Annotated in this window: 22 protein-coding genes and 1 pseudogene; 10 read left to right on the plus strand and 13 right to left on the minus strand. The window is 68.7% G+C overall.

The genetic code is table 11. The annotated features are described in order from the left end of the window. A partial coding sequence (locus BV908_RS19630) for an IS5-like element ISDisp1 family transposase (RefSeq protein WP_103737516.1) occupies positions 1–919 on the plus strand: 919 nt, incomplete at its 5' end. Positions 920–1,120: 201 nt separating this feature from the next. On the opposite strand, the gene modC is transcribed toward BV908_RS19630, so the two are convergent. From modC to modA, 3 genes are all read right to left on the minus strand, one after another. Continuing rightward, positions 1,121–2,209 (minus strand): molybdenum ABC transporter ATP-binding protein, encoded by a 1,089-nt coding sequence (gene modC, locus BV908_RS19640; RefSeq protein WP_210434043.1) that lies wholly within the window; start codon positions 2,207–2,209, stop codon positions 1,121–1,123. Next, positions 2,206–2,889, minus strand: a complete 684-nt coding sequence (gene modB / locus BV908_RS19645) for a molybdate ABC transporter permease subunit (RefSeq protein ID WP_210434044.1) — start codon at positions 2,887–2,889, stop codon at positions 2,206–2,208. Before modB ends, modC begins: the two co-directional genes overlap by 4 nt. 91 nt (positions 2,890–2,980) lie before the next feature. Then, a complete protein-coding gene (gene modA, locus BV908_RS19650) occupies positions 2,981–3,736 on the minus strand; it encodes a molybdate ABC transporter substrate-binding protein (RefSeq protein ID WP_103739002.1) in 756 nt (251 codons plus the stop codon). 78 nt (positions 3,737–3,814) lie between these two features. Here modA and BV908_RS19655 point away from each other — a divergent pair, with 78 nt between their 5' ends. The 6 genes from BV908_RS19655 to BV908_RS19680 all read left to right on the plus strand — a co-directional run bounded on the left by BV908_RS19655 (position 3,815) and on the right by BV908_RS19680 (position 9,457). Next, a complete protein-coding gene (locus BV908_RS19655; protein WP_246867557.1) occupies positions 3,815–4,600 on the plus strand; it encodes a TOBE domain-containing protein in 786 nt (261 codons plus the stop codon). 172 nt (positions 4,601–4,772) lie between these two features. Continuing rightward, entirely contained in the window at positions 4,773–5,543 is a 771-nt protein-coding gene (locus tag BV908_RS19660) for an ABC transporter ATP-binding protein (RefSeq protein ID WP_103738990.1), read from the plus strand. A gap of 1 nt (position 5,544) precedes the next feature. After that, complete coding sequence (locus BV908_RS19665) at positions 5,545–6,258, plus strand: ABC transporter ATP-binding protein (RefSeq protein ID WP_103738991.1); 714 nt, start codon at positions 5,545–5,547, stop codon at positions 6,256–6,258. A gap of 44 nt (positions 6,259–6,302) precedes the next feature. Then, positions 6,303–7,505: an ABC transporter substrate-binding protein gene (locus BV908_RS19670; RefSeq protein ID WP_103738992.1), complete on the plus strand. Its 1,203-nt coding sequence runs from the start codon at positions 6,303–6,305 to the stop codon at positions 7,503–7,505. Positions 7,506–7,553: 48 nt separating this feature from the next. Then, positions 7,554–8,438 (plus strand): branched-chain amino acid ABC transporter permease, encoded by an 885-nt coding sequence (locus BV908_RS19675; RefSeq protein ID WP_047351055.1) that lies wholly within the window; start codon positions 7,554–7,556, stop codon positions 8,436–8,438. Positions 8,439–8,455: 17 nt separating this feature from the next. Further along, the gene (locus tag BV908_RS19680) at positions 8,456–9,457 is read left to right on the plus strand and encodes a branched-chain amino acid ABC transporter permease (protein ID WP_103738993.1); all 1,002 of its coding nucleotides are present in this window, start codon (positions 8,456–8,458) and stop codon (positions 9,455–9,457) included. A 201-nt stretch (positions 9,458–9,658) separates the two neighbouring features. Here the strand turns inward: BV908_RS19680 and BV908_RS19685 are convergent, their stop codons facing one another. The 3 genes from BV908_RS19685 to BV908_RS19695 are packed head-to-tail and all read right to left on the minus strand — an operon-like array spanning position 9,659 to position 14,535. Then, the gene (locus BV908_RS19685; protein ID WP_103738994.1) at positions 9,659–10,801 is read right to left on the minus strand and encodes a carotenoid 1,2-hydratase; all 1,143 of its coding nucleotides are present in this window, start codon (positions 10,799–10,801) and stop codon (positions 9,659–9,661) included. Beyond that, positions 10,801–11,892 (minus strand): PLP-dependent cysteine synthase family protein, encoded by a 1,092-nt coding sequence (locus BV908_RS19690; RefSeq protein WP_103738995.1) that lies wholly within the window; start codon positions 11,890–11,892, stop codon positions 10,801–10,803. Before BV908_RS19690 ends, BV908_RS19685 begins: the two co-directional genes overlap by 1 nt. 9 nt (positions 11,893–11,901) lie before the next feature. Further along, entirely contained in the window at positions 11,902–14,535 is a 2,634-nt protein-coding gene (locus BV908_RS19695) for an ABC transporter permease (RefSeq protein ID WP_103738996.1), read from the minus strand. A gap of 135 nt (positions 14,536–14,670) precedes the next feature. Here BV908_RS19695 and BV908_RS19700 point away from each other — a divergent pair, with 135 nt between their 5' ends. Next, positions 14,671–15,099 carry an Hsp20/alpha crystallin family protein gene (locus BV908_RS19700; RefSeq protein ID WP_103738997.1) on the plus strand — a complete coding sequence of 143 codons (429 nt, stop codon included), beginning with the start codon at positions 14,671–14,673 and terminating at the stop codon, positions 15,097–15,099. Here BV908_RS19700 and BV908_RS19705 read toward each other — a convergent pair. Genes BV908_RS19705 through BV908_RS19715 form a run of 3 tightly spaced genes read right to left on the minus strand, consistent with a single transcriptional unit; the run spans position 15,096 to position 17,987 of the window. Continuing rightward, positions 15,096–15,773 (minus strand): ABC transporter ATP-binding protein, encoded by a 678-nt coding sequence (locus tag BV908_RS19705; protein WP_011806236.1) that lies wholly within the window; start codon positions 15,771–15,773, stop codon positions 15,096–15,098. The genes BV908_RS19700 and BV908_RS19705 overlap by 4 nt on opposite strands. Further along, complete coding sequence (miaA, locus tag BV908_RS19710) at positions 15,770–16,741, minus strand: tRNA (adenosine(37)-N6)-dimethylallyltransferase MiaA (protein WP_103738998.1); 972 nt, start codon at positions 16,739–16,741, stop codon at positions 15,770–15,772. Before miaA ends, BV908_RS19705 begins: the two co-directional genes overlap by 4 nt. Next, positions 16,731–17,987: a multidrug effflux MFS transporter gene (locus tag BV908_RS19715; protein WP_103738999.1), complete on the minus strand. Its 1,257-nt coding sequence runs from the start codon at positions 17,985–17,987 to the stop codon at positions 16,731–16,733. Before BV908_RS19715 ends, miaA begins: the two co-directional genes overlap by 11 nt. Before the next feature lie 144 nt (positions 17,988–18,131). Here BV908_RS19715 and BV908_RS19720 point away from each other — a divergent pair, with 144 nt between their 5' ends. Further along, complete coding sequence (locus tag BV908_RS19720) at positions 18,132–19,121, plus strand: 2-hydroxyacid dehydrogenase (protein WP_047351062.1); 990 nt, start codon at positions 18,132–18,134, stop codon at positions 19,119–19,121. A gap of 7 nt (positions 19,122–19,128) precedes the next feature. On the opposite strand, the gene BV908_RS19725 is transcribed toward BV908_RS19720, so the two are convergent. The 3 genes and pseudogenes from BV908_RS19725 to BV908_RS19735 all read right to left on the minus strand — a co-directional run bounded on the left by BV908_RS19725 (position 19,129) and on the right by BV908_RS19735 (position 23,052). Next, on the minus strand, positions 19,129–19,566 hold the full coding sequence (locus BV908_RS19725) for an HIT family protein (RefSeq protein ID WP_015913835.1): 438 nt from the start codon (positions 19,564–19,566) through the stop codon (positions 19,129–19,131). A gap of 404 nt (positions 19,567–19,970) precedes the next feature. After that, on the minus strand, positions 19,971–21,821 hold the full coding sequence (locus BV908_RS19730; protein ID WP_103739000.1) for a phosphodiesterase: 1,851 nt from the start codon (positions 21,819–21,821) through the stop codon (positions 19,971–19,973). Between the two features lie 221 nt (positions 21,822–22,042). Next, positions 22,043–23,052, minus strand: a pseudogene (locus tag BV908_RS19735) (porin). Positions 23,053–23,307: 255 nt separating this feature from the next. Between BV908_RS19735 and BV908_RS19740 the strand changes: the two are divergent. Beyond that, the gene (locus BV908_RS19740; RefSeq protein WP_047351073.1) at positions 23,308–23,931 is read left to right on the plus strand and encodes a Crp/Fnr family transcriptional regulator; all 624 of its coding nucleotides are present in this window, start codon (positions 23,308–23,310) and stop codon (positions 23,929–23,931) included. A 39-nt stretch (positions 23,932–23,970) separates the two neighbouring features. On the opposite strand, the gene BV908_RS22650 is transcribed toward BV908_RS19740, so the two are convergent. Next, the coding region (locus BV908_RS22650; RefSeq protein WP_210434001.1) for a hypothetical protein at positions 23,971–24,276 on the minus strand (306 nt) is incomplete at its 5' end.

Raw genomic sequence — 24,276 nt, forward strand, 5'->3', positions numbered from 1 at the left:
GCCACCGGAGATGCTGCTCAAGGCCTTGCTGCTGCAGATCCTGTTCTCCATCCGCAGCGAGCGCCAGTTGGTCGAAGCGATCAACTACAACCTGCTGTACCGCTGGTTCGTGGGCCTGAACATCGAAGACAAGGTCTGGGACCACTCCACTTTCAGCGCCAACCGCGAACGTCTGTTCAACGAAGACCTCGCCCGCGCCTTCTTCGAGCGCGTCAAGCTCAGTGCCCAGTGGGGCAAGCTCGCCAGCGACGAGCACTTCAGCGTGGACGGCACGCTCATTGACGCCTGGGCCTCGCACAAGAGCTTCAAGCGCAAAGACGACGACAGCGGCACGCCGCCTGGGCGCAACCCCGAGGTGGACTTCAAGGGGCAGGAGCGCTGCAACGACACCCACGAGAGCACCACGGACGCCGATGCCCGGCTGTTCAAGAAGAGCCAGGGCGACAAATCCCGCCTGTGCCACATGGGGCACATCCTCATGGAGAACCGCAACGGGCTGATCGTGGATGTCGAGATCACCCACGCCAGCGGCACGGCCGAGCGCGAGGCGGCGCTGGCCATGTTGGAGCGTCGGGGCAACAGGAACAAACGGGCCACGGTCGGTGCCGACAAGGGCTACGACAGCAAGGCCTTCATCAAAGGCTGCAGAAAGCTCAAAGTCACGCCCCACGTGGCGGCCAAGGACAAACACTCGGCGGTGGATGCGCGAGTGACACGGCACGAGGGCTACAAGACCAGCCTGAAGGTGCGCAAGCGCATCGAAGAGGCCTTTGGCTGGATCAAGACCGTCGGTGGTCTGGCAAAGACCAAGCTGATCGGTCAGGCCAAGCTCACGGGCCAGGCGCTGCTGTGCTTTGCCACCTACAACCTTGTGCGAATGGGCAGCATCGGCGGCTGGTGGGACGCGCATCATGCGTGAGCCCAGGGATACGTGCGCCCGAAATGGGCGGGAGGGCCTGCAAACCGGCCAGATGGGCCGTTGCAATCGCTGCGCAGACGCGTCTGGGCAGCTCGTGTCTTCGCACTCAGCGTCCCTGATGCGTTCGAAAAGCACTTTTTCAACGGCCTGTTAACCCCCGGGTCGCACGAAGCAGGTTGCCGCATTGACGGCGCAACCGCCTCAATCCACCAGAGCTACACCCTTGACCTGCGCAAACACCTCATCGCCCACGACTAGCGCCAGCGTGCGGCAGGAGCGCAGCGTGATGCGCGCCAGCAGCGTGGTGCCCGCCACGTCCAGCGCCACCAGCACCTGACCGGGGCCGTCGTCGGCCAGTTGCGTGATGCGCGCGGGCAGCAGGTTCAGGATGCTGCTGTCCGGTGCGCGCGTGCGTGCCAGGCTCACGTCGCGCGCCAGCATGCGCAGGCGCACGGTCTCGCCCACGGCGCGGGGGCGGCCGCTGGCCAGCTGGATTTGACCGCCGGCTATGGCCACTGTGAGTAGCTGGTCGCGCGCGTCGTGCGCCAGCACACGGCCTTGCACCAGTGCGGCGGCCGCGTCGCCGTGCGCCAGGGGCAGATCCAGGCGCGCCATCAGCTCGGCCGTGGGGCCCTGGGCGGTCACGCGGCCGGCCTGCAGCAGCACCAGGTGGGAGGCCAGCCGGGCCACCTCGTCGCTCGAGTGGCTCACGTAGAGCACGGGAATGTCCAGGCTGCGCTGCAGGCGCTCCAGGTAGGGCATGACCTCGGCCTTGCGCGCGGCGTCCAGTGCAGCCAGGGGTTCGTCCATCAGCAGCACGCGCGGGCTGGTGGCGAGAGCCCGCGCAATCGCCACGCGCTGGCGCTCGCCGCCCGAGAGGGTGTGGGGCATGCGGGGCAGCAGGGCGCCCAGGCCCAGCAGTTCCACCGCCTGCTCCAGCGACACGCGGCGGCGTGCGGGCGGCTGGCGGCGCAGGCCGTATTCCATGTTGCGGCGCACGTCCAGGTGCGCGAACAGGCTGGCCTCCTGGAACACATAGCCCAGCGCGCGCTGGTGCGTGGGGCGCCACTGGCCGGTGGCGTCGTCCTGCCAGACTTCGCCGTTGACCTGTACGCTGCCGCGCGCGCGCTCCAGCCCCGCCAGCGCGCGCAGGCAGGTGGTCTTGCCGCAGCCCGAGGGGCCGAACAGCGCCGTCACGCCATGGCCCGGCAGCGCCAGCTGCACGTCCAGCGTGAAGTCCGGCCGCGCCAAAGACAGCCTGGCGTGAATGCCGTTCATTGCGCCCGTCATCGCCCCCCCCTGGGCTGCAGCCAGTGCAGCAGCATGAGCACGACGAACGAGAACGCCACCATGCCGCCAGCCAGCCAGTGGGCCTGGGCGTACTCCATGGCCTCCACGTGGTCGTAGATCTGCACCGACACCACGCGCGTCACGCCGGGAATGTTGCCGCCGAGCATGAGCACCACGCCGAACTCGCCCACGGTGTGCGCGAAGCTCAGGATGGCGGCCGTCACGAACCCGGGGCGCGCCAAAGGCAGGGCGACACTGAAGAACCGGTCCAGCGGGCTGGCGCCCAGCGTGGCCGCCACCTCCAGCGGCCGGCGGCCCAGCGCTTCGAAGGCGCGCTGCAGCGGCTGCACGGCGAACGGCAGCGAATACACGAGGGAGCCGACGACCAGCCCCGGGAAGGTGAACGGCAGCCGTCCCAGGCCCAGCGCCTCGGTCAGCTGCCCGATGGCGCCGCCTGGCCCCATGCTCACCAGCAGATAGAAGCCGATCACCGTGGGCGGCAGTACCAGCGGCAGCGCCACCACGGCCCCCACGGGGCCGCGCCAGCGCGAGCGCGTGTGGGCCAGCCACCAGGCCAGCGGCGTGCACAGCACCAGCAGCAGCACGGTGGTGACGCTGGCCAGCTGCAGCGTGAGCCAGATGGCGGCCCAGTCGTCAGGGCCGATCAGGGGTGTGTTCAATGCTATGAAAACAAGAGCTGTTGGCGCTTGATTTATCTCGTTTGTCAGTCGGATTGGCTAGGAAACGCCCCGCCATCATGCGCAAGGCGCTTCAAAAATCATAGCCGTAGGCACGGATGACGGCGCGCGCTTTCTCGCCGCGCAGGTACTGCATGAGCGCGTCGGCCGCGGGGTTGCCCTCGCCCCGCTGGAGCACGATGGCGTCCTGGCGGATCGGTGCGTGCATGGTGGCGGGCACGACCCAGGCCGAGCCTTGGCGCAACTGGCCGTTCTCCATCACCTGCGAGAGCGCCACGAAGCCTAGCGGCGCGTTGCCCGATGCGGCGAACTGGTAGGTCTGGCCGATGTTCTCGCCCGTGACCACGCGTGGCTGCACCTGCGCCGCAAGGCCCAGCTTGTCCAGCGTCTGCACGGCCGCCAGGCCGTAAGGGGCCAGCTTGGGGTTGGCGACGGCGATGTGCCGCCAGTCGCTTTGCTGCAGTACCTTGCCCTCGGCATCCACGTAGCCGGCCTGTTTGCTCCACAGCACCAGCCGGCCGATGGCGTAGGTGAAGCGCGTGGCGCCATTGCCCAGGCCTTCGCGGGCGGTCTTTTCGGGCGTGGCGTCGTCGCCTGCCAGCAGCACGCCAAACGGCGCACCGTTGGCGATCTGCGCATAAAACTTGCCCGTGGCGCCAAACGACAGCACGGCCTTGTGGCCCGTGTCGCGCTGAAACTGCACCGCAATCTGCTGCATGGGCGCGGCAAAGTTGGCCGCCACGGCCACCGATACCTCGGCACTGTGCGCTGCAAAGGCTGCCATAAGCGCCAAGCCTGCAAGGGTTTTGCCCACAGATGAAGCCGCCATCAGCACCACCTCGCTATTCCATTGATGAATAGCGGGCAGTATAGCCAGCGCCCTGTGGCGGGCGGCATGATGCGGGCCATGCACCAACACCCCTCATTTCTGGATGCCCTGCGCCACGACATGGCCGACAAGCGCATCGACATCCTGCGCCAGATCGGGCAGGGCGGCTCCATCTCGCAGGCCGCGCGGGCTGTGGGCGTGAGCTACAAGGCGGCGTGGCAGGCGCTGGACACGCTCACCAATCTGGCTGGCGTGGCGCTGGTGGAGCGCGTGGTGGGCGGCGTGGGCGGTGGCGGCGCGCGGCTTACCGCCGCCGGCGATCAGCTGCTGGCAGCGGCCGATGCCATGCAGCAGGCGCGCACCGTGGTGCTGCAGCGGCTCGATGGCAGCGAGGTGGCGCAGGCGGTTGCCGCGCGCCTGGCCTTGCGCACCAGCATGCGCAACCAATGGCCTTGCATCGTTCAGGGGATGCATGCCAGCGGGCAGATCGTGCGCGTGCACTTGCGCGGTGCGGGTGAACTGGCTGCGTCGGCCGACGGCCTGGCGGTGTATTCGCGCATCACCCGCGAGAGCGCCGAGCTGCTGGGCCTGCGCCCCGGCGTGCCCGTACAGGCCCTGTGCAAGGCCACTGCGGTGCGCGTGCTGCCGGCAGCCGTCGCGCCAGCGGCGCCCGGTGCCAATCACTGGCCTGCGCGGGCCACGCGCGTGTCACGTGGCGAGCTGGGCGACGAGGTGTCTGCGCAACTGGATGCGGGCGTGCAGATGGTCGGATTTGCGGCGCCGCAATCGCGTCTGCGCGTGCGCTCGCGCGTCGTAATGGCGGCGGATGAGTCGGCTATCGTCCTGGCGTTTGAGGGCGCATGAATGTCCCGCACAACCCCGCGTATGACGGGGTGATGACGTGTTGTTACGTAGGTGTTGCTACATAGGCATTTGTCCCAGTTATGTCGCAAGGTGTGTCCCCTTAGGATGCGATGCAACATAAACACGGAGTCGGACTGTGTCGCACACCTTGTGCGGTAAGGGTCTGGTGGCAATGAGCGACGTCATACTGAAAACTTCTCGCCTCACCAAGGAATTCAAGGGCTTCACCGCGGTCAGCGACGTGAGCCTGAGCGTGCGCCGTGGTTCCATCCACGCACTGATCGGCCCCAACGGCGCAGGCAAGACCACCTGCTTCAACCTGCTGACCAAGTTCCTGGAGCCCACCTCGGGCACCATTCATTTCAACGGCAACGACATCACCCGTGAGCAGCCTGCGCAGATCGCGCGGCGCGGCGTGATTCGCTCGTTCCAGATCTCGGCGGTGTTCCCGCACCTCACGCTGATGGAGAACGTGCGCCTGGGCCTGCAGCGCAAGCTGGGCACCAGCTACCACTTCTGGCGCAGCGAGCGCAGCCTCGGCCAGCTCAACGACCGCGCCATCGAACTGCTGACCGAGGTGGGCCTGCAGGAGCTGGCCGACGAGGTCACCGTCAACCTGCCCTATGGCCGCAAGCGCGCGCTGGAGATCGCCACCACGCTGGCCATGGAGCCCGAGCTCATGCTGCTCGACGAGCCCACGCAGGGCATGGGCCACGAGGACGTGGACCGCGTCACGCAGCTCATCAAAAAGGTGTCGGCCGGCCGCACCATCCTCATGGTGGAGCACAACATGAAGGTCATCGCGACCATCGCCGACCGCATCACGGTGCTGCAGCGCGGCGCCGTCCTGGCCGAAGGGCCCTACGAAGAAGTCTCGAAGAATCCACAAGTCATGGAAGCGTACATGGGCACGACCGACGGCCAACTGCAGGGAGCGCACTGAAATGGCCGGCACCCCCGCACTGGAAATCAAGAACCTCGAAGCCTGGTACGGCGAGTCGCACGTGCTGCACGGCGTGGACATGGTCGTGCAGCCCGGCGAGGTGGTCACCCTGCTCGGGCGTAACGGCGCGGGGCGCACGTCCACGCTGCGCGCCATCATGGGCCTGACCGGCGCACGCAAGGGCTCGGTCAAGATCCACGGCGTGGAAACCATCAACATGCCCACGCACCGCATCGCGCACCTGGGCGTGGGCTACTGCCCCGAGGAGCGCGGCATCTTCTCCAGCCTGTCGTGCGAGGAGAACCTGCTGCTGCCTCCCGTGCTCAAGACCGGCACGCAAGGCATGCCGGTCGACGAGATCTATGCCATGTTCCCCAACCTGGCCGAGCGCAGGAACAGCCAGGGCACGCGCCTGTCGGGCGGCGAGCAGCAGATGCTGGCCGTGGCGCGCATCCTGCGCACCGGCGCCAAGCTGCTGCTGCTCGACGAAATCTCCGAGGGCCTGGCGCCCGTGATCGTGCAGGCGCTGGCCCGCATGATCACCATGCTGCGCGAGAAGGGCTACACGGTGGTGATGGTGGAGCAGAACTTCCGCTTCGCCGCGCCGCTGGCCGACCGCTTCTACGTCATGGAGCACGGCCAGATCGCCCTGCAGTTCGGCGCCGACGAGCTGCAGGCCAAGATGCCCGTGCTCAACCAGCTGCTGGGCGTCTGACCGACCCCTTTCCCATTCGTTTCGCACCCACCAAGGAGACAACAATGCAAAAGACACTCAAGACACTGGTCGCAGTGATGGGGGCCGCCGGCCTGGCGGTATCCGCCATGCAGGCCCATGCACAGGACAAGGTCAAGATCGGTTTCATCACCGACATGTCCAGCCTCTACGCCGACCTGGAAGGCAAGAACGGCGTGGTAGCGATCCAGATGGCCATCGACGACTTTGGCGGCAAGGTGCTCGGCAAGCCCATCGAGCTGATTTCCGCCGACCACCAGAACAAGGCCGACATCGCCGCCAGCAAGGCGCGCGAATGGATCGACACGCAGAACCTGACCATGCTGTTTGGCGGCACCAACTCCGGCACCGCGCTGGCCATGGCCGAGGTGGCGAAGGATAAGAAGCGCGTCTATTTCAACAACGGCGCGGGCTCCTCGGCGCTGACCAACGCCCAGTGCAGCCCCTACACCGTGCACTACGCCTACGACACCGTGGCACTGGCCAAGGGCACCGGCGGCGCCGTGGTCAAGCAAGGCGGCAAGGACTGGTTCTTCCTGACGGCCGACTACGCCTTCGGCCAGGCGCTGGAGAACGACACGGCCGCGGTCGTGAAGGACAACGGCGGCCGCGTGCTGGGCAGCGTCAGGCACCCGCTGAACGCATCCGACTTCTCTTCGTTCCTGCTGCAGGCGCAAAGCTCCAAGGCGCAGATCCTGGGCCTGGCCAACGCGGGCGGCGACACCATCAATTCCATCAAGGCCGCCAAGGAATTCGGCATCACCAAGACCATGAAGCTGGCCGGCCTGCTGGTGTTCCTGACCGACATCCACAGCCTGGGCCTGCGCAACACCGAGGGCCTGCTGCTGACCACCAGCTGGGACTGGAACCTGAACGACCAGACGCGCGCCTTCGGCAAGAAGTTCTTCGCCAAGACCAAGCGCATGCCCACCGACATCCACGCCGCCGACTACTCGGCCACGATGAACTACCTGAAGGCCGTGCAGGCCGCGGGCACCACCGACGCCGACAAGGTCATGGAAAAGCTCAAGTCCACGCCGATCGACGACTTCTACGCCAAGGGCGTGATCCGTCCCGATGGCCGCTTTGCGCACGACATGTACCTGATGCAGGTGAAGTCGCCCGCCGAGTCCAAGGAGCCCTGGGACTACTACAAGGTCGTGGCCAAGCTGCCCGCCGACCAGGTCTGGACCACCAAGGCCGAGAGCAAGTGCGCGCTGTGGAAGTGATCGCGCTGCTCTCCTGATCCGACTCCCCTACATCAGCGTTCAGTTCCCATGGAAATTTTTGGTGTTTCATTGCCGGCCATGCTGAGTCAGCTCCTCCTGGGGCTGGTCAATGGCTCGTTCTACGCGATCCTCAGTTTGGGGCTGGCCGTCATCTTCGGCCTGCTCAACGTGATCAACTTCGCGCACGGCGCACTGTTCATGCTGGGGGCGCTGATCACCTGGATGGCCATGAACTACTTTGGCATCAACTACTGGGTGATGCTGGTTGCCGCTCCGCTGATCGTGGGGGTGGTTGGCGTGATCATCGAGAAAACGATGCTGCGCTGGATCTACAAGCTCGACCACCTCTACGGCCTGCTGCTCACGCTGGGCCTGGCGATGATCATCGAGGGCGTGTTCCGCTCCATGTATGGCGTTTCCGGTCTCGGGTATGACACCCCCGAGCTGCTGGAGGGCGCCAGCAACCTCGGCTTCATGATCATGCCCAACTACCGCGCCTGGGTGGTGGTGGCCTCCATCGTGGTCTGCGTGGCCACCTGGTACGTGATCGAGAAGACCAAGCTGGGCGCCTACCTGCGCGCGGGCACCGAAAACCCGCGCCTGGTAGAAGCCTTCGGCGTCAACGTGCCGGTGATGATCACGCTCACCTACGCATTCGGCGCGGCGCTGGCGGCCTTTGCCGGCGTGCTGGCGGCGCCGGTCTATCAGGTCACGCCGCTCATGGGCCAGAACCTCATCATCGTGGTGTTCGCGGTGGTGGTGATTGGCGGCATGGGCTCCATCATGGGCTCCATCCTCACCGGGCTGGGCCTGGGCGTGATCGAAGGCTTCACCAAGGTGTTCTACCCCGAAGCCTCGTCCACCGTGGTGTTCGTCATCATGGCCATCGTTCTCCTCATTCGCCCCGCCGGCCTGTTCGGCAAAGAGAAGTGATTCCAGGGGCTGCACGCATGAACTCGAAACAACTCGCCCCCATTGGCTATGGCCTGCTCCTGCTGGGCCTGATCGCCGCACCCTTCCTGGGTGCCTACCCGGTCTTCGTGATGAAGCTGCTGTGCTTCGCACTGTTTGCCTCGGCCTTCAACCTGCTGCTGGGCTACACGGGCCTGCTGTCGTTCGGCCACGCCGCCTTCCTGGGCGGTGCGGCCTACGTGACGGGGCACTCCATCAAGGTCTGGGGCGCCACGCCCGAGATCGGGCTGCTGCTGGGCCTGCTGAGCGGCGCGCTGCTGGGCCTGGTGATGGGCTTCTTCGCCATTCGCCGCCAGGGCATCTACGCCACCATGATCACGATGGCGCTGGCGCAGATGCTGTTCTTCGCCGCGCTGCAGGCGCCCTTCACCGGCGGTGAGGACGGCCTGCAGGGCGTGCCGCGCGGCAAGCTGTTCGGCGTGCTCGACCTGTCCAGCGACCTGACCATGTACTACGTGTGCCTGATCGTGGTGGTGGTGGCCTTCCTGCTGATCGTGCGCACCATCCACTCGCCGTTCGGGCAGGTGCTCAAGGGCATCAAGGAAAACGAGCCGCGTGCCATCTCGCTGGGCTACGACACCAACCGCTTCAAGCTGCTGGCCTTCGTGATCTCGGCCGCCATCGCGGGGCTGGCCGGGGCGCTCAAGACGCTGGTGCTGGGCTTCGCCACGCTGACGGACGTGCACTGGAGCGCCTCGGGCCACGTGGTGCTGATGACGCTGGTGGGGGGCCTGGGCACGCTGAGCGGCCCGCTGGTGGGCTCGGCCGTGGTGGTGCTGCTGGAGAACAAGATCGGCGAGCTGGGCACGCTGCTCGCGCAACTCACGACCATCGACTGGTTCAACACCTTGGGCGAGTCGGTGACCATCGTCACGGGCCTGATCTTCGTGGTCTGCGTGCTGGCCTTCCGCCGCGGCATCATGGGCGAGATCATCGCCTGGCTGGAGCGCCGCCGCACAGGGGGCGGCGGCAGCCACTGACGCCCTCGTCACCGCATGCCGGCTGGGCCAAGCCCCAGGCCGGCGGCACCCTCGGCCATGCGCGGCAACCGCCCTGCATGGCCGCTTTGTTTTTGATAGCTGACGGCGCTTGTTGTGTCTAGGTTTTAGATACAAACCGGGTGGAAATGCCCAAAAGCAAAGCGCTGGCAGCTATCACATGCATAGCGACGGGCCGCGCCGTCAGCCCAGCCGCAGGCGCTGCGCATAGCCCGTCATCTCCAGATAGCCGCGCCCCACCTCGGGGCCGGCCGGTTCGCCCGCATCGCCCCGCGCCCGCGCTGCATGCAGCGTGCACAGCCCTTCCCAGTAGATCGCGCCGGTGGAGCCGCGGCTGTCCAGCTCCTGCGCATCCAGCAGCGCACGCACGATGAAGCCGCCCGCGGGCGTGTCCACGCGCCACTGCACCGGGTAGCGCGCGCCGCTGGCCGGGCTGTGCCAGTGGCGCAGCGGGGAGAACACCACGGCCTCGGACGCGAACACCTGCGCGGCGTCCGCTCCTGCGGGCCGCCAGGAACCCCCGGTCCAGAGCGTGCTGCCGTCGGCGCGCCGCAGGCGGAACGCGGTGAGTGCGGCGCCGTCGTGCAGGTTCATGCCGATCCAGTCCCAGCCCACGGCCTCGGGGTGCATCAGCGCCTCGCTCCACTCATGGTCCATCCAGGCGCGGTTGGCGGGCGCGGCCAGCGGTTGCACCGGCATGCGCCGGCCCGCGAGGGTGATGGCGCCCGTCACCGCCAGCTGGGGCTGGCTGTAGTAGTAGCTGGCCTGCGCCGCGTCGGGCCCCTTGCGCGACAGGCCGGCCTGGCCCTGCAGCAGCACGGGCTGGGTGCTGGCGCAGTCCAGTTCCAGCGCAAATCCTTCTGCCTGCGCGCGCACCTCGTAGCAGCTGCCGCCCGGCGCGCTGCTGGCATGGCGCGTGAGCGACCAGTCGCGCAGGCGCACCTGCGTGTCGCCCTCCAGCGCCTGGGCAATGCCGAAGCCCGCGCGGGCTATGCGCTGGTCGTGCAATTGGCGACGGCCTTGCACGTCGGTCAGCGCCGCGTGCGCAAACATGAGCTGGCGCGCGGCGAAGGCCGACTGCATGCCCTGCGTGGCCTCCACGCGCGTGCGAAAAAAGGTGATCTGAAAGCCCCACAGCCGCTCGTCGGCCTGCGCATGGCCGGTGATGTACCACCACTCGGTGCGCAGATCGGGGTGGCTGCCGTGGTCGCGCGGGAAGGCCAGCGTGCGCGGCGCCAGGGCCCAGGCGGGAGCAGCCCAGCCGCAGGCAGCACTGCCCAGCGCGCCCTGGGCCGCGAATGCCAGCAGCGCGCGGCGCCCGATCATCAGGCCAGCAGCGCCTGCAGCCGCCCGTGCGAGGCCGCGCAGTCGCCCAGGCAGCGCTGCACCCAGGCGTCGTCGTGGTAGGTGGGCAGGTAGCGCTCGCCCGCGTCGCACAGCAGCGAGAGGATTGACCCCTGCTGCCCCTGCGTGCGCATCTCCTGCGCCAGCCGCAGCATGGCGACGAAGTTGGTGCCCGTGGACGGGCCGACGCGCCGCCCCAGCAGGGTGGACAGCACGCGCATGGCGGCGACGGAGTCGTCGTCGGCCACTTCCTCCATGCGGTCCACCAGCGTGCGGAGGAAGCTCGGCTCCACGCGCGGGCGGCCAATGCCTTCGATGCGCGAGCCCGGCGCGGTGAGCGTGGCGTCGCCCGTGCGGTGGTAGGCGCCGAACACCGAGCCCGCCGGGTCGGCCACGCAGACCTGCGTGGCGTGGCGCTGGTAGCGCACGTAGCGGCCGATGGTTGCGCTGGTGCCGCCCGTGCCTGCGCCCACCACGATCCAGCGCGGCACCGGGTGGCGCTCGCGCTGCATCTGGGTGAACATGCTCTCGGCGATGTTGTTGTTGCCGCGCCAGTCGGTGGCGCGCTCGGCGTAGGTGAACTGGTCCATGTAGTGGCCGCCGGTGTCGGCGGCGATGGCGCGCGCAGCGTCGTATACGTCGCCCGCACGCTCTACGAAGTGGCAGCGTCCGCCGTAGAACTCGATCAGCGCGATCTTCTCGGCCGAGGTGCTGCGCGGCATCACCGCCACGAAGGGCAGGCCCAGCAGCCGCGCGAAATACGCCTCGCTCACGGCGGTGGAGCCGCTCGATGCCTCCACGATGGTGGAGCCCTCGCGCACCCAGCCATTGCATAGCGCATACAGGAACAGCGAGCGCGCCAACCGGTGCTTGAGGCTGCCCGTGGGGTGGGTGGATTCGTCCTTCAAATACAGGTCGATGCCGGCGCTGGCGAACGCGGGCAGCGGCAGCGGGATCAGGTGGGTGTCGGCGCTGCGCTGGTAGTCGGCCTCGATGCGGGCGATGGCCTCGTGCAGCCAGCCGCTGCCGGCCGCCGGGGCGGAAAGAGAGGAGGGGGACAGCATGGCCCGCATTGTCGGCGACTACCAGTCTTCCTTGACGGCCATCACCGCGTCGCGCCCCGCGGCCAGGCGGCCTGCCAGCCAGGCGGTCAGCGTGCCTACCGCCACCACGGCCAGGGCCAACGCGCCCAGGCGCGGCCAGGGAACGGCCAGGTCCATGGTCCAGTGAAAGCTCTGCGGGTTCACCACATGCACCAGCACCGCCGCCACGGCCAGGCCCAGCAGCGTGCCGGCCACCGCGCCCACGGCCGTCCAGGCCGCGCCCTCGCCGGCGACCACCGCCAGGATCTGCCGCCGCGTGAGCCCCAGGTGGGCCAGCAGCCCGAACTCCTTGCGCCGCGCCAGCACCTGCGCGCTGAAGCTGGCCGCCACGCCGAACAGCCCGATGCCGATGGCCACCGCCTGCAGCCAGTAGGTGACGGCGAAGCTGCGGTCGAAGATCGCAAGCGACCGTGCGCGGATCGCATCGGCCGAGGTGAATTCCAGTGCATCCGCCGCCGAGGCGCCCAGACTCTCGCGGGCCTGCTCCAGCACCTCGCTGCGCAGCGCGCCGGCCTCGCGGCCCGGCGCGGGCCACAGCGCCAGGTCGCTGGCGCGCGCGTCACCCGTCAGGCGCGCGAAGTCCTGCAGGTCCAGCGCGATGGCGCCGTGCTGGCGCACATAGTCGCGCCACACACCAGCTACGAAAAATGTAGCTGCTGGCGCTTTTCCAGACTGCGCTGGAGGCCTGAAAACCTCTGAAAGCCGCGGCCAGTCCGCGCCTGGGTGGGCGCCGTACAGGTCCACCACCGCCTCGCTCACATACACGCCGACGCGCCCAGGCGGCACGGGGCGCGCAGGGTCCACCAGTGGCAGAGCGCGGGCCGGATCGCCCTCCAGCGGCCGGGCCAGCAGCGCGACGGGGGCGCGGTCGGGTGCCAGTTGCAGACTGCTGGTGCGCAGCGCCTGCACGCGCGCCACGGCGGGCAGGCGCGCCACGGCATGGACGAAATCCGGAGGGAATACCGCGGCCTCGTCGCCGCTGGCGCCGCCGGCCGCGCGCAGGTACAGCGGCGCGGGCAGCACGCTGTCCAGCCACTGGCTGACCGAGCCGCGAAAGCTGCCCACCATCACCGTCAGCGCCACGGCCAGGCTCAGCGCCGCCACCACGCCGCCCACGGCCACGGCGGCGCTGGCGCGCATGCGGCGGGCGCGCTCCAGCGCCAGCAGGGCCAGGGCATGGCCCGCCGCCAGCGGCTGTAGCCGCGCCAGCAGCGCCTGCACCAGCCAGGGCAGCAGGGCAATGCCGCCGATCAGCAGCAGGCCCACCGCCACGTAGGCCGCCAGCGGTATGCCAAAAATGGGTGGAAGCATTGCCAGTAAAGCGCTAGCAGCTATCAAAACAAGACCGATCCAGGCGCGCGCGCCGCGCCCGGCCTGCGCACCCAGGCCCCTGAGGGTCTGCGCCGGCGGCAACTGCTGCGCATGGCGCGCGGGCCACCAGCCGCCGATCAGCGCGGCCGCTACGCCCAGCAGGCCGTAGAGGAGCGTCGCCGGTGTACTCCACTGCAGCGCAGGCTGTGCACCGGTGAAGTAGCCGCCGCCCAGGTCGCCACCCAGCAGGGTGAGCGCCAGCGCCGCCAGCGCCGTGCCCAGGGCGATGCCGGCCACGCTGCCGATGAGGCCCAGCGCGCAGGATTCCAGCAGCACCAGCGCCAGGCGCTCGCGCGGCGTGGTGCCCAGCACGGCCAGCAGCGCGAACTGCGGCGCGCGCTGCGCCACGCTGAGCGCCAGCACCGAATACACCAGGAAGCCTCCGGTGAACAGCGCCACCAGCGCCAGCACCGTGAGGTTGACGCGGTACGCGCGCGAGAGGCTGTCCACCCGCTGTACATCGTCCTGCGGCGCGGCGAACTGCACGCCCGCCGGCCAGCCGGGCAGGGCGGCCAGCGCCTGCTGCACGCTGGCGGGCGTGCTGCCGGGCTGCAGTCGCAGGTCGATGCGGGTGAGTTGCCCCGCGCGGCCGAACAGATCCTGCGCGGCGCCGATGTCCATCACCGCCAGGGGCGCGCCGCCCGCGGCCACCGTGCCCGCCACGCGCACGGGGTGCGCCGCCAGGCCTGCCTGCAGTGTGATGGCCGGGGTGTGCGCGTCGATGGCGCCGAGGCCCAGCGCCTGTTGCGCCGCAGGGTTGAGGAACACGCTGGCGGGCGCCAGCATGGCCAGGCGGTCGGCGCCGTCGTAGGCACGCGGCGCCAGGGCCGGCGCCATGGCGGGCAGCAGCAGCGCATCGGCGCCCAGCACGCGCAGCGCCACGGGTGTCTGGCCGCGGGTCGCGGACGCCCGTACCGGCACTTCCAGCCACGGGCTGGCCAGGCGCACCTGCGGCTGGCGGGCAACCTCGCCATAGAGCGATTCGGGCAGCGCGCCGCGCGTGGCGCGCAGTTCCAGGTCGGGCTGGCCGTTGACCGCGCGCACGGCCTGGGCGAATTCGTCCAGCGCCGACGCATTGATCACATGCACTGCGAACCCCAGCGCCACGCCCAGCATGACGGCGGCCACGGCAGCTGCGCTGCGCCAGGGGTGGTGGCGCAGCGCACGCCAGGAGAAGGTGCGCAGCAGGGCGGTCAGCATGCCGCGATTGTGCGGGCCGCGGCGCGTGGAGTTGCGCTGCATCAAATTCAAACGTGCGGGGGTTCTTGAACCGTGGCGCGACAGCGCCTATATAGCCTGAAGACGGCGGGGCCGACCCGCCGGACGGATGGCCCGTGCGGGCCGCTTCACCTTGTTCTCGAAAGAAGGAATTTCATCATGAATTCACTGGTCACCCGTGGCAGCTTGTTTGACGATTTCTTCAAGGACTTTGCGCCGGGCTTCTATGTCCGCCCGTTGCACGGCGATGGGCTGCCCACGCCGTCGCAGATCAAGATCGATGTGAAGGAGGATGACGCCGCCTACACCGTGCATGCCGAGGTGCCCGGCGTGCCCAAGGAAGACATCAATGTCTCCATCGATGGCAACGTGGTCAGCCTGCGCGCCGAGGTGCGCCAGCACGACGAGAAGAAAGAAGGCGAGAAGGTGCTGCGCAGCGAGCGCTACTTTGGTGCCGTGGCTCGCAGCTTCCAATTGCCTGTGGATGTGGATGCGACCCAGGCCAAGGCCAAATACGACAACGGCGTGCTCACGCTCACCTTGCCCAAGAAGCAGGGCAACAAGACGCAGCGCCTGATGATCGACTAAGCAGTTCCTGCCGGGCGGATGCCCTGTGCCGTGAGGCGCAGCGCCCGGTTCGCCCGCGCCGCGGCGGCCTGCGAATGGGTCACCAGCACCAATGCGGCGCCGTGCTCGCGGGTCTGGGCGATGAGCAGATCCATGACCAGCGCCGCCGTGGTGGGGTCCAGGTTGCCCGTCGGCTCATCGGCCAGCAGCAGAGCGGGGCGGTGCACCAGCGCGCGGGCAATGGCCACGCGCTGCAGCTGTCCCCCGCTGAGTTCCTGCGGCAGCCGCTCGCCCAGGCCTTCCAGGCCCACGGCGGCCAGCATGTGCTGCACGCGCTGCGCATCTGGGCGGTTGAGCAACATCAGCGGCAGGCCCACGTTCTGCGCCACGTCCAGATGCGGCAACACATGGAAGGCCTGGAACACGAACCCCACGTGGGCGCGACGCCACAGAGCGCGCTGCGTGTCGTCCAACTGCCCCAGATCCACGCCCTCGTGCAGCACCTGACCGGCATCCCAGTGGTCCAGTCCCGCCAGGCAGTTGAGCAGCGTGGACTTGCCCACGCCCGAGTCGCCAACGATGGCGACGAACTCTCCGCGCTGCACCTGCAGATCCACGCCTTCGAACACCGCCTGCCCGCCGTAGCGCTTGGCAAGGCCGCGCACCTGCAGCAGGGACGTGGGTTGGGGGCTCATGCGCTGCCACCCCACACGCGCGCGCGCACGGCCTGCACCAGTTGCGCAGTGGCGTCGGGCGCGTCGCAGGCGATCGAATGGCGCTGGGGCATGCTGCGCAGCCAGGTGATCTGGCGCTTGGCCAACTGGCGCGTGGCGGCGATGCCGCGCTCCGGCAGGCTGCTCATCGGGTAGAGGCCGTCCAGTGACTCCCACGCCTGGCGGTAGCCCACGCAGCGCATGCTGGGCAGCTCGGCGTGCAGGTCGCCGCGCGCACGCAGGCGCAGGACTTCGTCCAGAAAGCCGGCGGCCAGCATGGCGTGAAAGCGCCGGGCGATGCGGTCGTGCAGCCAGGCGCGGTCTTGCGGTTCCAAAGAAAAAAGGGCTCCAGCGCTGATGGGGCCTGCGCTGGAAGCTCCTGTTTTTGTAGTGTGAAAGCTCGACAGCGGCCGGCCCGAGACATGCCACACCTCCAGCGCGCGCTGGATGCGCTGGCTGTCGCCGGGTGCCAGGCGCGCGGCGGTTGGCGGGTCCACGCGCGCCAGTTCGGCATGCATGCCGCTCCAGCCGATGGCGGCCGCCTGGGCCTCCAGGCGCGCGCGCACCGCGGCGTCGGCGGGCGGCATGTCGTCGATGCCGTCAAACAGCGCCTTGAAGTACAGCATGGTGCCGCCCACCAGCAGCGGTAGCGCGCCGCGCGCGCGGATCTCGCCGATCAGGCGCGTGGCGTCCTGCACGAACTCGGCCGCGCTGTAGGCCTGCAGCGGGTCGCGGATGTCGATCAGGTGGTGCGGCACGCGGGCCTGCTCGGCGGGCGTGGGCTTGGCGGTGCCGATGTCCATGCCGCGGTACACCAGTGCCGAGTCCACGCTGATGATCTCCACCGGCAGGCGGGGCGCGAGCGCGTCGGCAATGGCAAACGCCGCTGCCGTCTTGCCCGAGGCTGTGGGCCCAGCCAGTGCGAGCGCGGGAATGAGGTCAGCGGGCATGGGCAACCTCCTGCGGGGCATGGCGCTGCACCAGCGTCCAGGCAATGGCCGCCAGCAGCAGCGACCACAGGGCCACGCCTTGCACCAGCGGCCACACGCTGCCGTCCAGCGCCCCGCCCAGCCACTGGCCGATGGCGAAGCCCGCCAGCATCATCATGAAACCATTGAGCGCCGAGGCCATGCCCGCCGCCTGCGGGAACGGTCCCACCGCGCCCGACTGCCCGCAGGGCTGGTGGATGCCATGGCCCACCATGTAGAGGTAGAACGGCGGCAGCAGCGCGGCCACGCTGTGCCAGCCCAGCGCGGCGGCCAGCAGCATCAGCAGGCCGCCGCTGGCCGACAGTGCGCCGGCGATGGCGACCGTGCGCTTGAGGCCCTGGCGCGCCAACAGCCGCCGGCACAGCAGCGTGCCCAGCAGGTACGCCACGGCCGTGGACAGCAGCGCCAGCCCGTACTGCGTGCGCGAAATGCCCAGCACGTCGAGATAGACAAAGGACGAAGCAGCCAGGAAGGTGAACAGCCCGCCATAGCTGGCCGTGGTGAGCAGCGAGAACGCCCAGAACGCGGGCGTGCGCAATACCTGCGCCGCGGTGCCTGCCAGCATGGCGGGGCGCAGGGCGTGCGGGTTGCGCTGGTGCAGCGTCTCGGGCATGCGCAGCGCCACCAGCGCCAACGTGCCCATGGCGTAGCCGGTGAGCGCCAGCAGTGCCGCGCGCCAGTTGAACCATTCGGTCAGCAGCCCGCCCAGCGGCGCGCACAGGCAGGCCACGAGCCCCAAGCCGGTCAGCGCCTTGGACATGGCGCGTGCGCCCGCCAGCGGCGTGTACAGGTCGCGCACGATGGCGCGCGCGCACATCACCACGGCGCCCATGGCGACGCCCTGGGCCGTGCGCCAGGTGATGAGCACCGCCATGGACGGCGCCAGCGCCGCGCCCACCGCCGCCAGCGTGTACAGCGCCAGCCCGGTGAGCAGCACCGGCCGGCGGCCGAATCGGTCGGACAGCGGCCCCCATGCCAGTTGCGAGCAGCCAAAGGCCAGCAGCAGCGCGGACAGCGTGAGTTGGCCTGCGGCCACGGGTGCGTTCAGGCTGCGCGTGAGCGCGGGCAGGGCGGGCAGGTACAGATCGGTGGTGACGGGCTGGATGCTCAGCAGCAGGGCCAGCACCAGGATGGCCAGGCCGGGAGGCACAGGCACGGGTACCTGAGGCGCCTGCTGCGGGCCGATGGCGGCGGACGGGACGGACATGATGCGCGCGAGGGTAGCAGAGTCGATGGCGCGGCGGACCCAAGGCCCCGCACCCCCGCCGGGGCTTGGAGCGGGGCGCAGGGCAGGTCCAACGCATTTGGATGAAAATGGCCTGTACCGCCCTATGGACAAGCGCGAGCAGCTATGAAAAACATAGTCCACTGCGCGCATTCAGCTTCGAGCAACGCCGTGACCTCCACCACCCGCATTCCCTTGCTTATCCTCAACGGCATGACGCCGCAGCACCTGGACCAGATCGGCCAGCGTTTTGACGTCTGCTATGCCCCCACGCCCGACGCGCGCGCCCAGGCCATCGCACAGCAGGGCGCGCGCTTCAGGGCGGTGCTGACCATCGGCGCCGTCGGTCTCACGGCGCAGGAGATCGCCGCCATGCCCGCGCTGGAGCTGGTGTGTGCCCTCGGCGCGGGCTACGAGAACGTGGCGCTGGACGCCGCCCGCGCGCGCGGCATTGCGCTGGCCAACGGCGCGGGCACCAACGACGACTGCGTGGCCGACCATGCGTTCGGGCTGCTGATTGCCATCGTGCGCGGCATGCGCACCCTGGACCAGCAGTGCCGCGCGGGCGTGTGGCGCGACGCGATCGGCCTGCCGCCCAATGTCTCGCGCAAGCGGCTGGGCATCTTCGGGCTGGGCACCATCGGCCACAAGATCGCGCGCCGCGCGGCAGGCTTTGACATGGAGATCGGCTACCACAACCGCAGCCCGCGCGCGGAGGTGCCGCACCGCTACTTCCCCAGCCTGCAGGAGCTGGCCGCCTGGTGCGACGTGCTGGTGTGTGCCACGCCGGGCGGGGCGTCCACGCGCCACCGCGTCAATGCCGAGGTGCTGCAGGCGTTGGGCCCCCAGGGCTACCTGGTGAACATCGCGCGCGGCAGCGTGGTGGACACGCAGGCCCTGGCGACCGCGCTGCGCGAGCGCCGCATTGCCGGCGCGGGGCTGGATGTGTACGAGAGCGAGCCCGCGCCGCCGCAGGAGCTGGTGGGCCTGGACAACGTGCTGCTCACCCCGCACGTGGCCGGCTGGTCGCCCGAGGCCGTGCAGGCCAGCGTGGACCGCTTCCTGGCCAACGCCGAGGGCCACTTTGCGGGGCGCGGCGTGGTCTCGCCGATCTGACCGCGGACTACAGCGCCGCGCGCAGGCGCTCGGCATAACCGGCCAGCACGGCGGCTGGCGGCTCCTGGCGCGGCCAGGTGAAGGTGATGCCGTCGTCCTCATGGCGCGGCACCACGTGCAGGTGCACATGCGCCACGGTCTGCCCGCCCAGCGCGCCATTGGCCTGCAGCAGCGTGAGCCCCGGCGGGTCGAACGCGGTGCGGACCGCCAGCGCGACGCGGCGCGCGGTCTGCATCAGCGCCGCGGCCTCTTCGGGGGTCGTGTCGAGCAAGGTGGCCGCATGCCGTTTGGTCGCGACGAGGACATGACCCGGCGTGACCTGGCCGATGTCCATGAAGGCGATCGTGAGCGCGTCCTCATAGACCTTGGCACTGGGGATCTCGCCGGCCACCAGCCGGCAGAAGATGCATTGGCCGGGCGGCGAGGTGTCAACGAACATGGGCACGGACGGTCTCTCCTGTAGGTTGGAATATCCAGGTTGGCCGCGGATGGGGATGCGGCGACCCTGTCGCGCTGGAGTGTAAGGACCTAGGGCCTGTTCACACTATTTTTGCCAGATGCGTTGCGATCAAAAAGGGCCAGGCGCAAGGCGCCAAACGAAGCTGGGGTGCTACCCCAGCGAGGCTTGGCAACGCCGCGAATGGCCCTTTTTGATCGCAACCCGGAGGGAACGGAGTGAAAACCGCGCCATTCGTCGTTGCCCTCCTAGCCAAGGCCCCGGCCTTGGCGTCGTCACGCGCCTAGATTGGCGCGGTTTTCACGCCATTCGCACTGGCAAAAATAGTGTGAACAGGCCCTAGTGCGCGCCGGCCTGGGCCCGCGGCGCGGCGCGCGCCGCATCGATGGTCGTCAAGGGCGATTGCAGGCAGACCAGCCCGCCTGTGGGCCGGCGTCGCGCCAGGCGATGCCCGCGTGCGACTGCTTGGCATCGCGCTTGGCCAGCGCCGCGAGGTTGGCCACCTCTTCGGCATGCTCCATGCTGCCCGGCGGCACGCGCACCGCGCCGATCGACAGCGTGGTGCAGCGAAAGAAACGGTTCACGCCATGCCGGTCCTCGGCCCAGATGCCGCCTTCTTGGCGCGCGGATTCATCGAACAGGGCGATGGCCTCGCGCGCGAACGAGTCCACGATGCGCTGGCAGCGCGCCAGCCAGTCGCTGCTCTGGAACAGCAGCATGAAGTCGTCACCACCCACATGGCCCACGAAGTCGGCCCGCGGGTCGCAGTGCGTCAGCGCCAGCCGCGCCACCAGGCGGATCATCTGGTCGCCGCGCCAGTAGCCGTAGTGGTCGTTGAAGGGCTTGAAGTGGTTCAGGTCGGCGTAGCAGGCGACGAAGGCCGCGCGGTTGTCCAGCAGGCGCTGCATGTGCAGGCTGATGGGGATGTTGCCGGGCAGGAAGGTGAGGGGGTTGGCGTGGCGCGCGGCCTCGATGCGCGCTTCGGTCACGCCGCGCACCAGTTGCTCGCCGGTGCCCAGGCCCGCGTAGCGCCCGTTGTCGGTGACGATGAAACCGTCGTTGAGGTAGCGCTGGTCCTGCGAGGTGAGGATGCCCACCAGATGCTCCACGTCGCAGTCCATCTCCACCACGCGCGGCGACGTACTGGCGAACGCCATGCAGGGCTTGCGGCCGTGCACCTCGCGAAAGTACAGCGTGGCGTAGTGGTTCATGAACTCTTGGCGGTTGATGAGCGCCACGGGGCGTTCGCCCTCCAGCACCGCAATGGCGTGCAGATCGCCATGCGTGCGAAACAGCTCGGCCACCGCGTCGTTGCTGGTGCAGGGCGTGACGGTGGGCGCCTGCGCCATGAGCAGGTTGCGCAGGATGCCCGGGCGCATGGGCTGGCCGCCGTGCGGCAGCACGGCCACGCGGCGGTCCCGCAGCACGGCCAGCGCGGGCGGCTCGATCGCCAGGCGAGCGGTATGCGCGGGCCGGCCCAGCAGGTAGCCCTGGCCGTAGGAAATATCGAGGTCGCGCAGCGCGCGCAGCTCGTCGCTGGTCTCGATGCCTTCGGCCACCAGCGTGGTGCCGAACACTTCGGCAATGCCGCGGATCGCCTGCAGCATCTGCAGCTTCTCGGGGTGCTGGCCGATGTCGCGCGTGAAGTACTTGTCGATCTTCACGAAGTCGGGGCGCACCTCCGACCACAGGCGCAGGCTGGAATGGCCGTCGCCGAAGTCGTCCAGCGCCAGGCGCATGCCACTGGCGTGCACCTGGCGCAGTGCGTCGCGCAGCGGCACCAGGTCGTGCACGCGCTCGTGCTCGGTGATCTCCAGCACCACCATGTGCGGCGCCACGCCCAGCCGACGCACCACGTGGGCCAGAGGCTCCGCGCCGCACAGCCCGACGCCCCAGACCAGCGCGTCGGCGCTGATGTTCACGAACAGCCGGCCCGGCGTGGCCTGCTGGCCCCATTGGGTGAGTGCCTGCGCGACGCACAGCAGTTCGAAGTCGTGCAGCAGGTCTTCGGCGCGTGCCTGGGCCAGCAAGGCGTCGGGCGAATGCAGCGGCGAGTTTTCCGGGCCGCGGATCAGCGCCTCGTGTGAATAGATGTTCCCCTCGCGCAGATCGGCCAGGGGCTGGAATACGCAGTGCAGCCCACCCGCGCGCAGCAGCCGCGCCAGCGGCCCTTCGCCCCGCCGCACCCTGGGTGACAGCGAAGGCAGCAGTGCGCGCAGAGACAGCCGCGGAGCATCAGGCATCGGTAGCAATTGGTAACTGTTAAAAGGGGAGCGTAGGCCTTCCGGGTGACAGGCCCGTGACGCGCATGCGCCTGGCAAGGGCGATGGGCAGTATTGAATTGATAGCTGCTGGCGCTTTGTCCGTAAGCATCAGGGCTACTTTTCATTGGTATTTGCAGGCGAAAAAAAGCACGCGGCGCATGGCGCCGCGTGCCGTGCAGTGGCCGACAGGGCCTGCTTCGTCAGAACCGGTGGCGGATACCCACGCCGAAGCTGTTGCCCGTGGACTGGTTGGTGATCTTGTCGTTCATGTACATCGCGTACACGTCCGTGCGCTTGGACAGGTTGTAGTCATAGCCCAGCGTGAAGGTCTTGCGGTCCAGGTCCGAGTCCGTCAGCTCGGTCTTGACCCAGGAAGCCAACAGGCTGCCGCCGCCCAGCGGGGCCGATGCGCCGACCTGCATCGTCTTGGCCTTGCCGGGGCTGTTGTCGGCCTTGGTCTGGCCGTAGCTCAGGTACGGCTTCACGACGTTGAAATCGTAGGCTGCGGCCAGCATCCAGTCCTTCTTGGTCGTGCCCAGGTAGGTGCCCTGGCCGGGGTTGCTGATCTGGTCGCGCTCGTAGTAGCCAGTCAGCGTCAGCGGGCCGCCGAAGTAGAAGAAATTAGCGCCGACGTTCTTCTTGCCGTTATCGCCCGGCAGTTCGCCGAATTGGTACTGCAGGTTGGCCTTGAAGCCGCCGATGTCGGGCGTGCTGTAGGCGATCTGGTTGCTCCAGCCTGTGTCGGACGGGGTGGTGGCCTGCCAGCCGGAGGCGTTGAACAGCGGCACGTTCTTGTGCAGGATCAGCGGCGAGAACGTGAACGAGTCGCCCAGCGGGTTGCCCACCACGGACGGCAGGAAGTTGGGTGCCATCTAGCGGCCCAGCAGCACGGAGCCAAAACTGCCCGACAGGCTCACGTTGGCGTCGCGCGAGAAAAACGTGTCGCCCGGAAAGCGGCCCTGCGTGCCGGCATCCACCTGGATGAACGAGGTGAGCTGGAAGTTGGCCTTCAAGCCGCCGCCCAGGTCTTCGGAGCCGGTGAAGCGGTCATGCCACCGCTGTTGACCACCGAGCGGCGGTCGGCGTCGCCGGCCATCTTCATGGAGCCGACGTAGACGTCGGTCAGACCCGAAAGCGTGACGGAGGTTTGGGCGTGCGCCGTGGCCGCGCACAGCGTGGCGGCGGCAAGGGCGATCAAATGGCGGTACATGGGTTCTCCTCTGTAGGGCGGGGATGCGCGGCTGGCGCAGGGGTTGTTATGACGGTTTCGTGTCAGGCAGCGATTGTGGTCAAGCAAACATCATGCCGCCAGCCTTTTTCGTGTTTTTGCAACACTGCGAACGCAAGTTGTTGCGCCCGTACCCGCCGGAACGGCGCGTGAGGCGGCCCGGCACGCCGGCGCTTGCACGTCCACTTTTGATTTCGCTCAAAGCAGGACGGGCGGTGCGCCGGCACAGTGGCGGTCATGTTCCCCCTACCGTCCTCCGACCAGTCCGCACAGATCGAGGTGGCCACCGCGGGCGAGGTGCTGCGTGAGCGCCACCAACAACCTGCGTCCGTGCTCTACCTTGACAGTGGCCGCGTGCTGCTGGGCGTGCGCGAGGACGGCGTGATGCGCCACCAGCTTGGCGTGGTCGAAGGGCCGTTCTGGCTCGACGCCGCCACCGCGCTGCTGGAGCAGCCCTGCGCCGTGGACATGGTGGCGGACACCCGCGTGCAGTTGCGCCGGCTGCCGCTGGAGGACTTCAAGCGCACCTTTGATGAGTTGCCCGTGGGCGCACAGGCGCTGCTGCGCGACATGGCCACCGGTTACTGCCAACAGACGGAACTGGCCGTGAGCCGCCTGGCCCAGGACGCAGAAGCCCGCTGCGCCCAGTGGCTGCTGCGCCATGCGCAAAACAGCGAAGACGGCGGCTTGCGCGTCACGCTGCACCAGCGCAAGCGCCTGATTGCGGCGCAGTTGGGCATTGCGCCCGAGACGCTCTCGCGTGTGCTGCGCCATCTGCGCGAGCACGGCCTGATCGCTGGCACGGGCAACGTGCTGAGCCTGCCGCAGCCCCGCGCGCTGCAGATGGTGGCCGGCGCCTGAGCACACGCTGGGCACTCCGCCCGATGGGGCCGCTGCGGCCTAGCCGTTCTCGCTAGGAGTTGCTAAGCCAGCAGCTCGGTTCGTTTCAGACCCCTCCCGCCGCAAGGTGAGGAGGGGTTCTTCTTTTCGGACGTCGAACAGTTCAGCCGGCCAGACGCCTGGCGGCAGCGGCTTGGGCTCTGCAGGTTTGGGCGGTGCCCTCCGGCGCGGTGGCAAAGGCGGTTGGTAATAGATGATGTCCTCCGCCGTAATTGGTCCCTTCGCCAATCCGAGCCGCATGGCGGGAGTCTTCCCGTCTTCGCCGACCTCGCAATAATTGAAGTAGGTTCGAAAGATTTCTACCAG

Origin of the sequence: Diaphorobacter sp. LR2014-1, assembly GCF_002916785.1 — a bacterium.
GTDB lineage: Bacteria > Pseudomonadota > Gammaproteobacteria > Burkholderiales > Burkholderiaceae_C > Diaphorobacter > Diaphorobacter nitroreducens.

Excerpts from the sequence above, each read along its gene's own strand:
- modC (WP_210434043.1), bottom strand. The coding sequence starts at position 2,209 with ATGACGGGCGCAATGAACGGCATTCACGCCAGGCTGTCTTTGGCGCGG.
- modA (WP_103739002.1), bottom strand. The coding sequence starts at position 3,736 with ATGGCGGCTTCATCTGTGGGCAAAACCCTTGCAGGCTTGGCGCTTATG.
- BV908_RS19655 (WP_246867557.1), top strand. The coding sequence starts at position 3,815 with ATGCACCAACACCCCTCATTTCTGGATGCCCTGCGCCACGACATGGCC.
- BV908_RS19660 (WP_103738990.1), top strand. The coding sequence starts at position 4,773 with ATGAGCGACGTCATACTGAAAACTTCTCGCCTCACCAAGGAATTCAAG.
- BV908_RS19665 (WP_103738991.1), top strand. The coding sequence starts at position 5,545 with ATGGCCGGCACCCCCGCACTGGAAATCAAGAACCTCGAAGCCTGGTAC.
- BV908_RS19670 (WP_103738992.1), top strand. The coding sequence starts at position 6,303 with ATGCAAAAGACACTCAAGACACTGGTCGCAGTGATGGGGGCCGCCGGC.
- BV908_RS19675 (WP_047351055.1), top strand. The coding sequence starts at position 7,554 with ATGGAAATTTTTGGTGTTTCATTGCCGGCCATGCTGAGTCAGCTCCTC.
- BV908_RS19680 (WP_103738993.1), top strand. The coding sequence starts at position 8,456 with ATGAACTCGAAACAACTCGCCCCCATTGGCTATGGCCTGCTCCTGCTG.
- BV908_RS19685 (WP_103738994.1), bottom strand. The coding sequence starts at position 10,801 with ATGATCGGGCGCCGCGCGCTGCTGGCATTCGCGGCCCAGGGCGCGCTG.
- BV908_RS19690 (WP_103738995.1), bottom strand. The coding sequence starts at position 11,892 with ATGCGGGCCATGCTGTCCCCCTCCTCTCTTTCCGCCCCGGCGGCCGGC.
- BV908_RS19695 (WP_103738996.1), bottom strand. The coding sequence starts at position 14,535 with ATGCAGCGCAACTCCACGCGCCGCGGCCCGCACAATCGCGGCATGCTG.
- BV908_RS19700 (WP_103738997.1), top strand. The coding sequence starts at position 14,671 with ATGAATTCACTGGTCACCCGTGGCAGCTTGTTTGACGATTTCTTCAAG.
- BV908_RS19705 (WP_011806236.1), bottom strand. The coding sequence starts at position 15,773 with ATGAGCCCCCAACCCACGTCCCTGCTGCAGGTGCGCGGCCTTGCCAAG.
- miaA (WP_103738998.1), bottom strand. The coding sequence starts at position 16,741 with ATGCCCGCTGACCTCATTCCCGCGCTCGCACTGGCTGGGCCCACAGCC.
- BV908_RS19715 (WP_103738999.1), bottom strand. The coding sequence starts at position 17,987 with ATGTCCGTCCCGTCCGCCGCCATCGGCCCGCAGCAGGCGCCTCAGGTA.
- BV908_RS19720 (WP_047351062.1), top strand. The coding sequence starts at position 18,132 with ATGAAAAACATAGTCCACTGCGCGCATTCAGCTTCGAGCAACGCCGTG.
- BV908_RS19730 (WP_103739000.1), bottom strand. The coding sequence starts at position 21,821 with ATGCCTGATGCTCCGCGGCTGTCTCTGCGCGCACTGCTGCCTTCGCTG.
- BV908_RS19740 (WP_047351073.1), top strand. The coding sequence starts at position 23,308 with ATGTTCCCCCTACCGTCCTCCGACCAGTCCGCACAGATCGAGGTGGCC.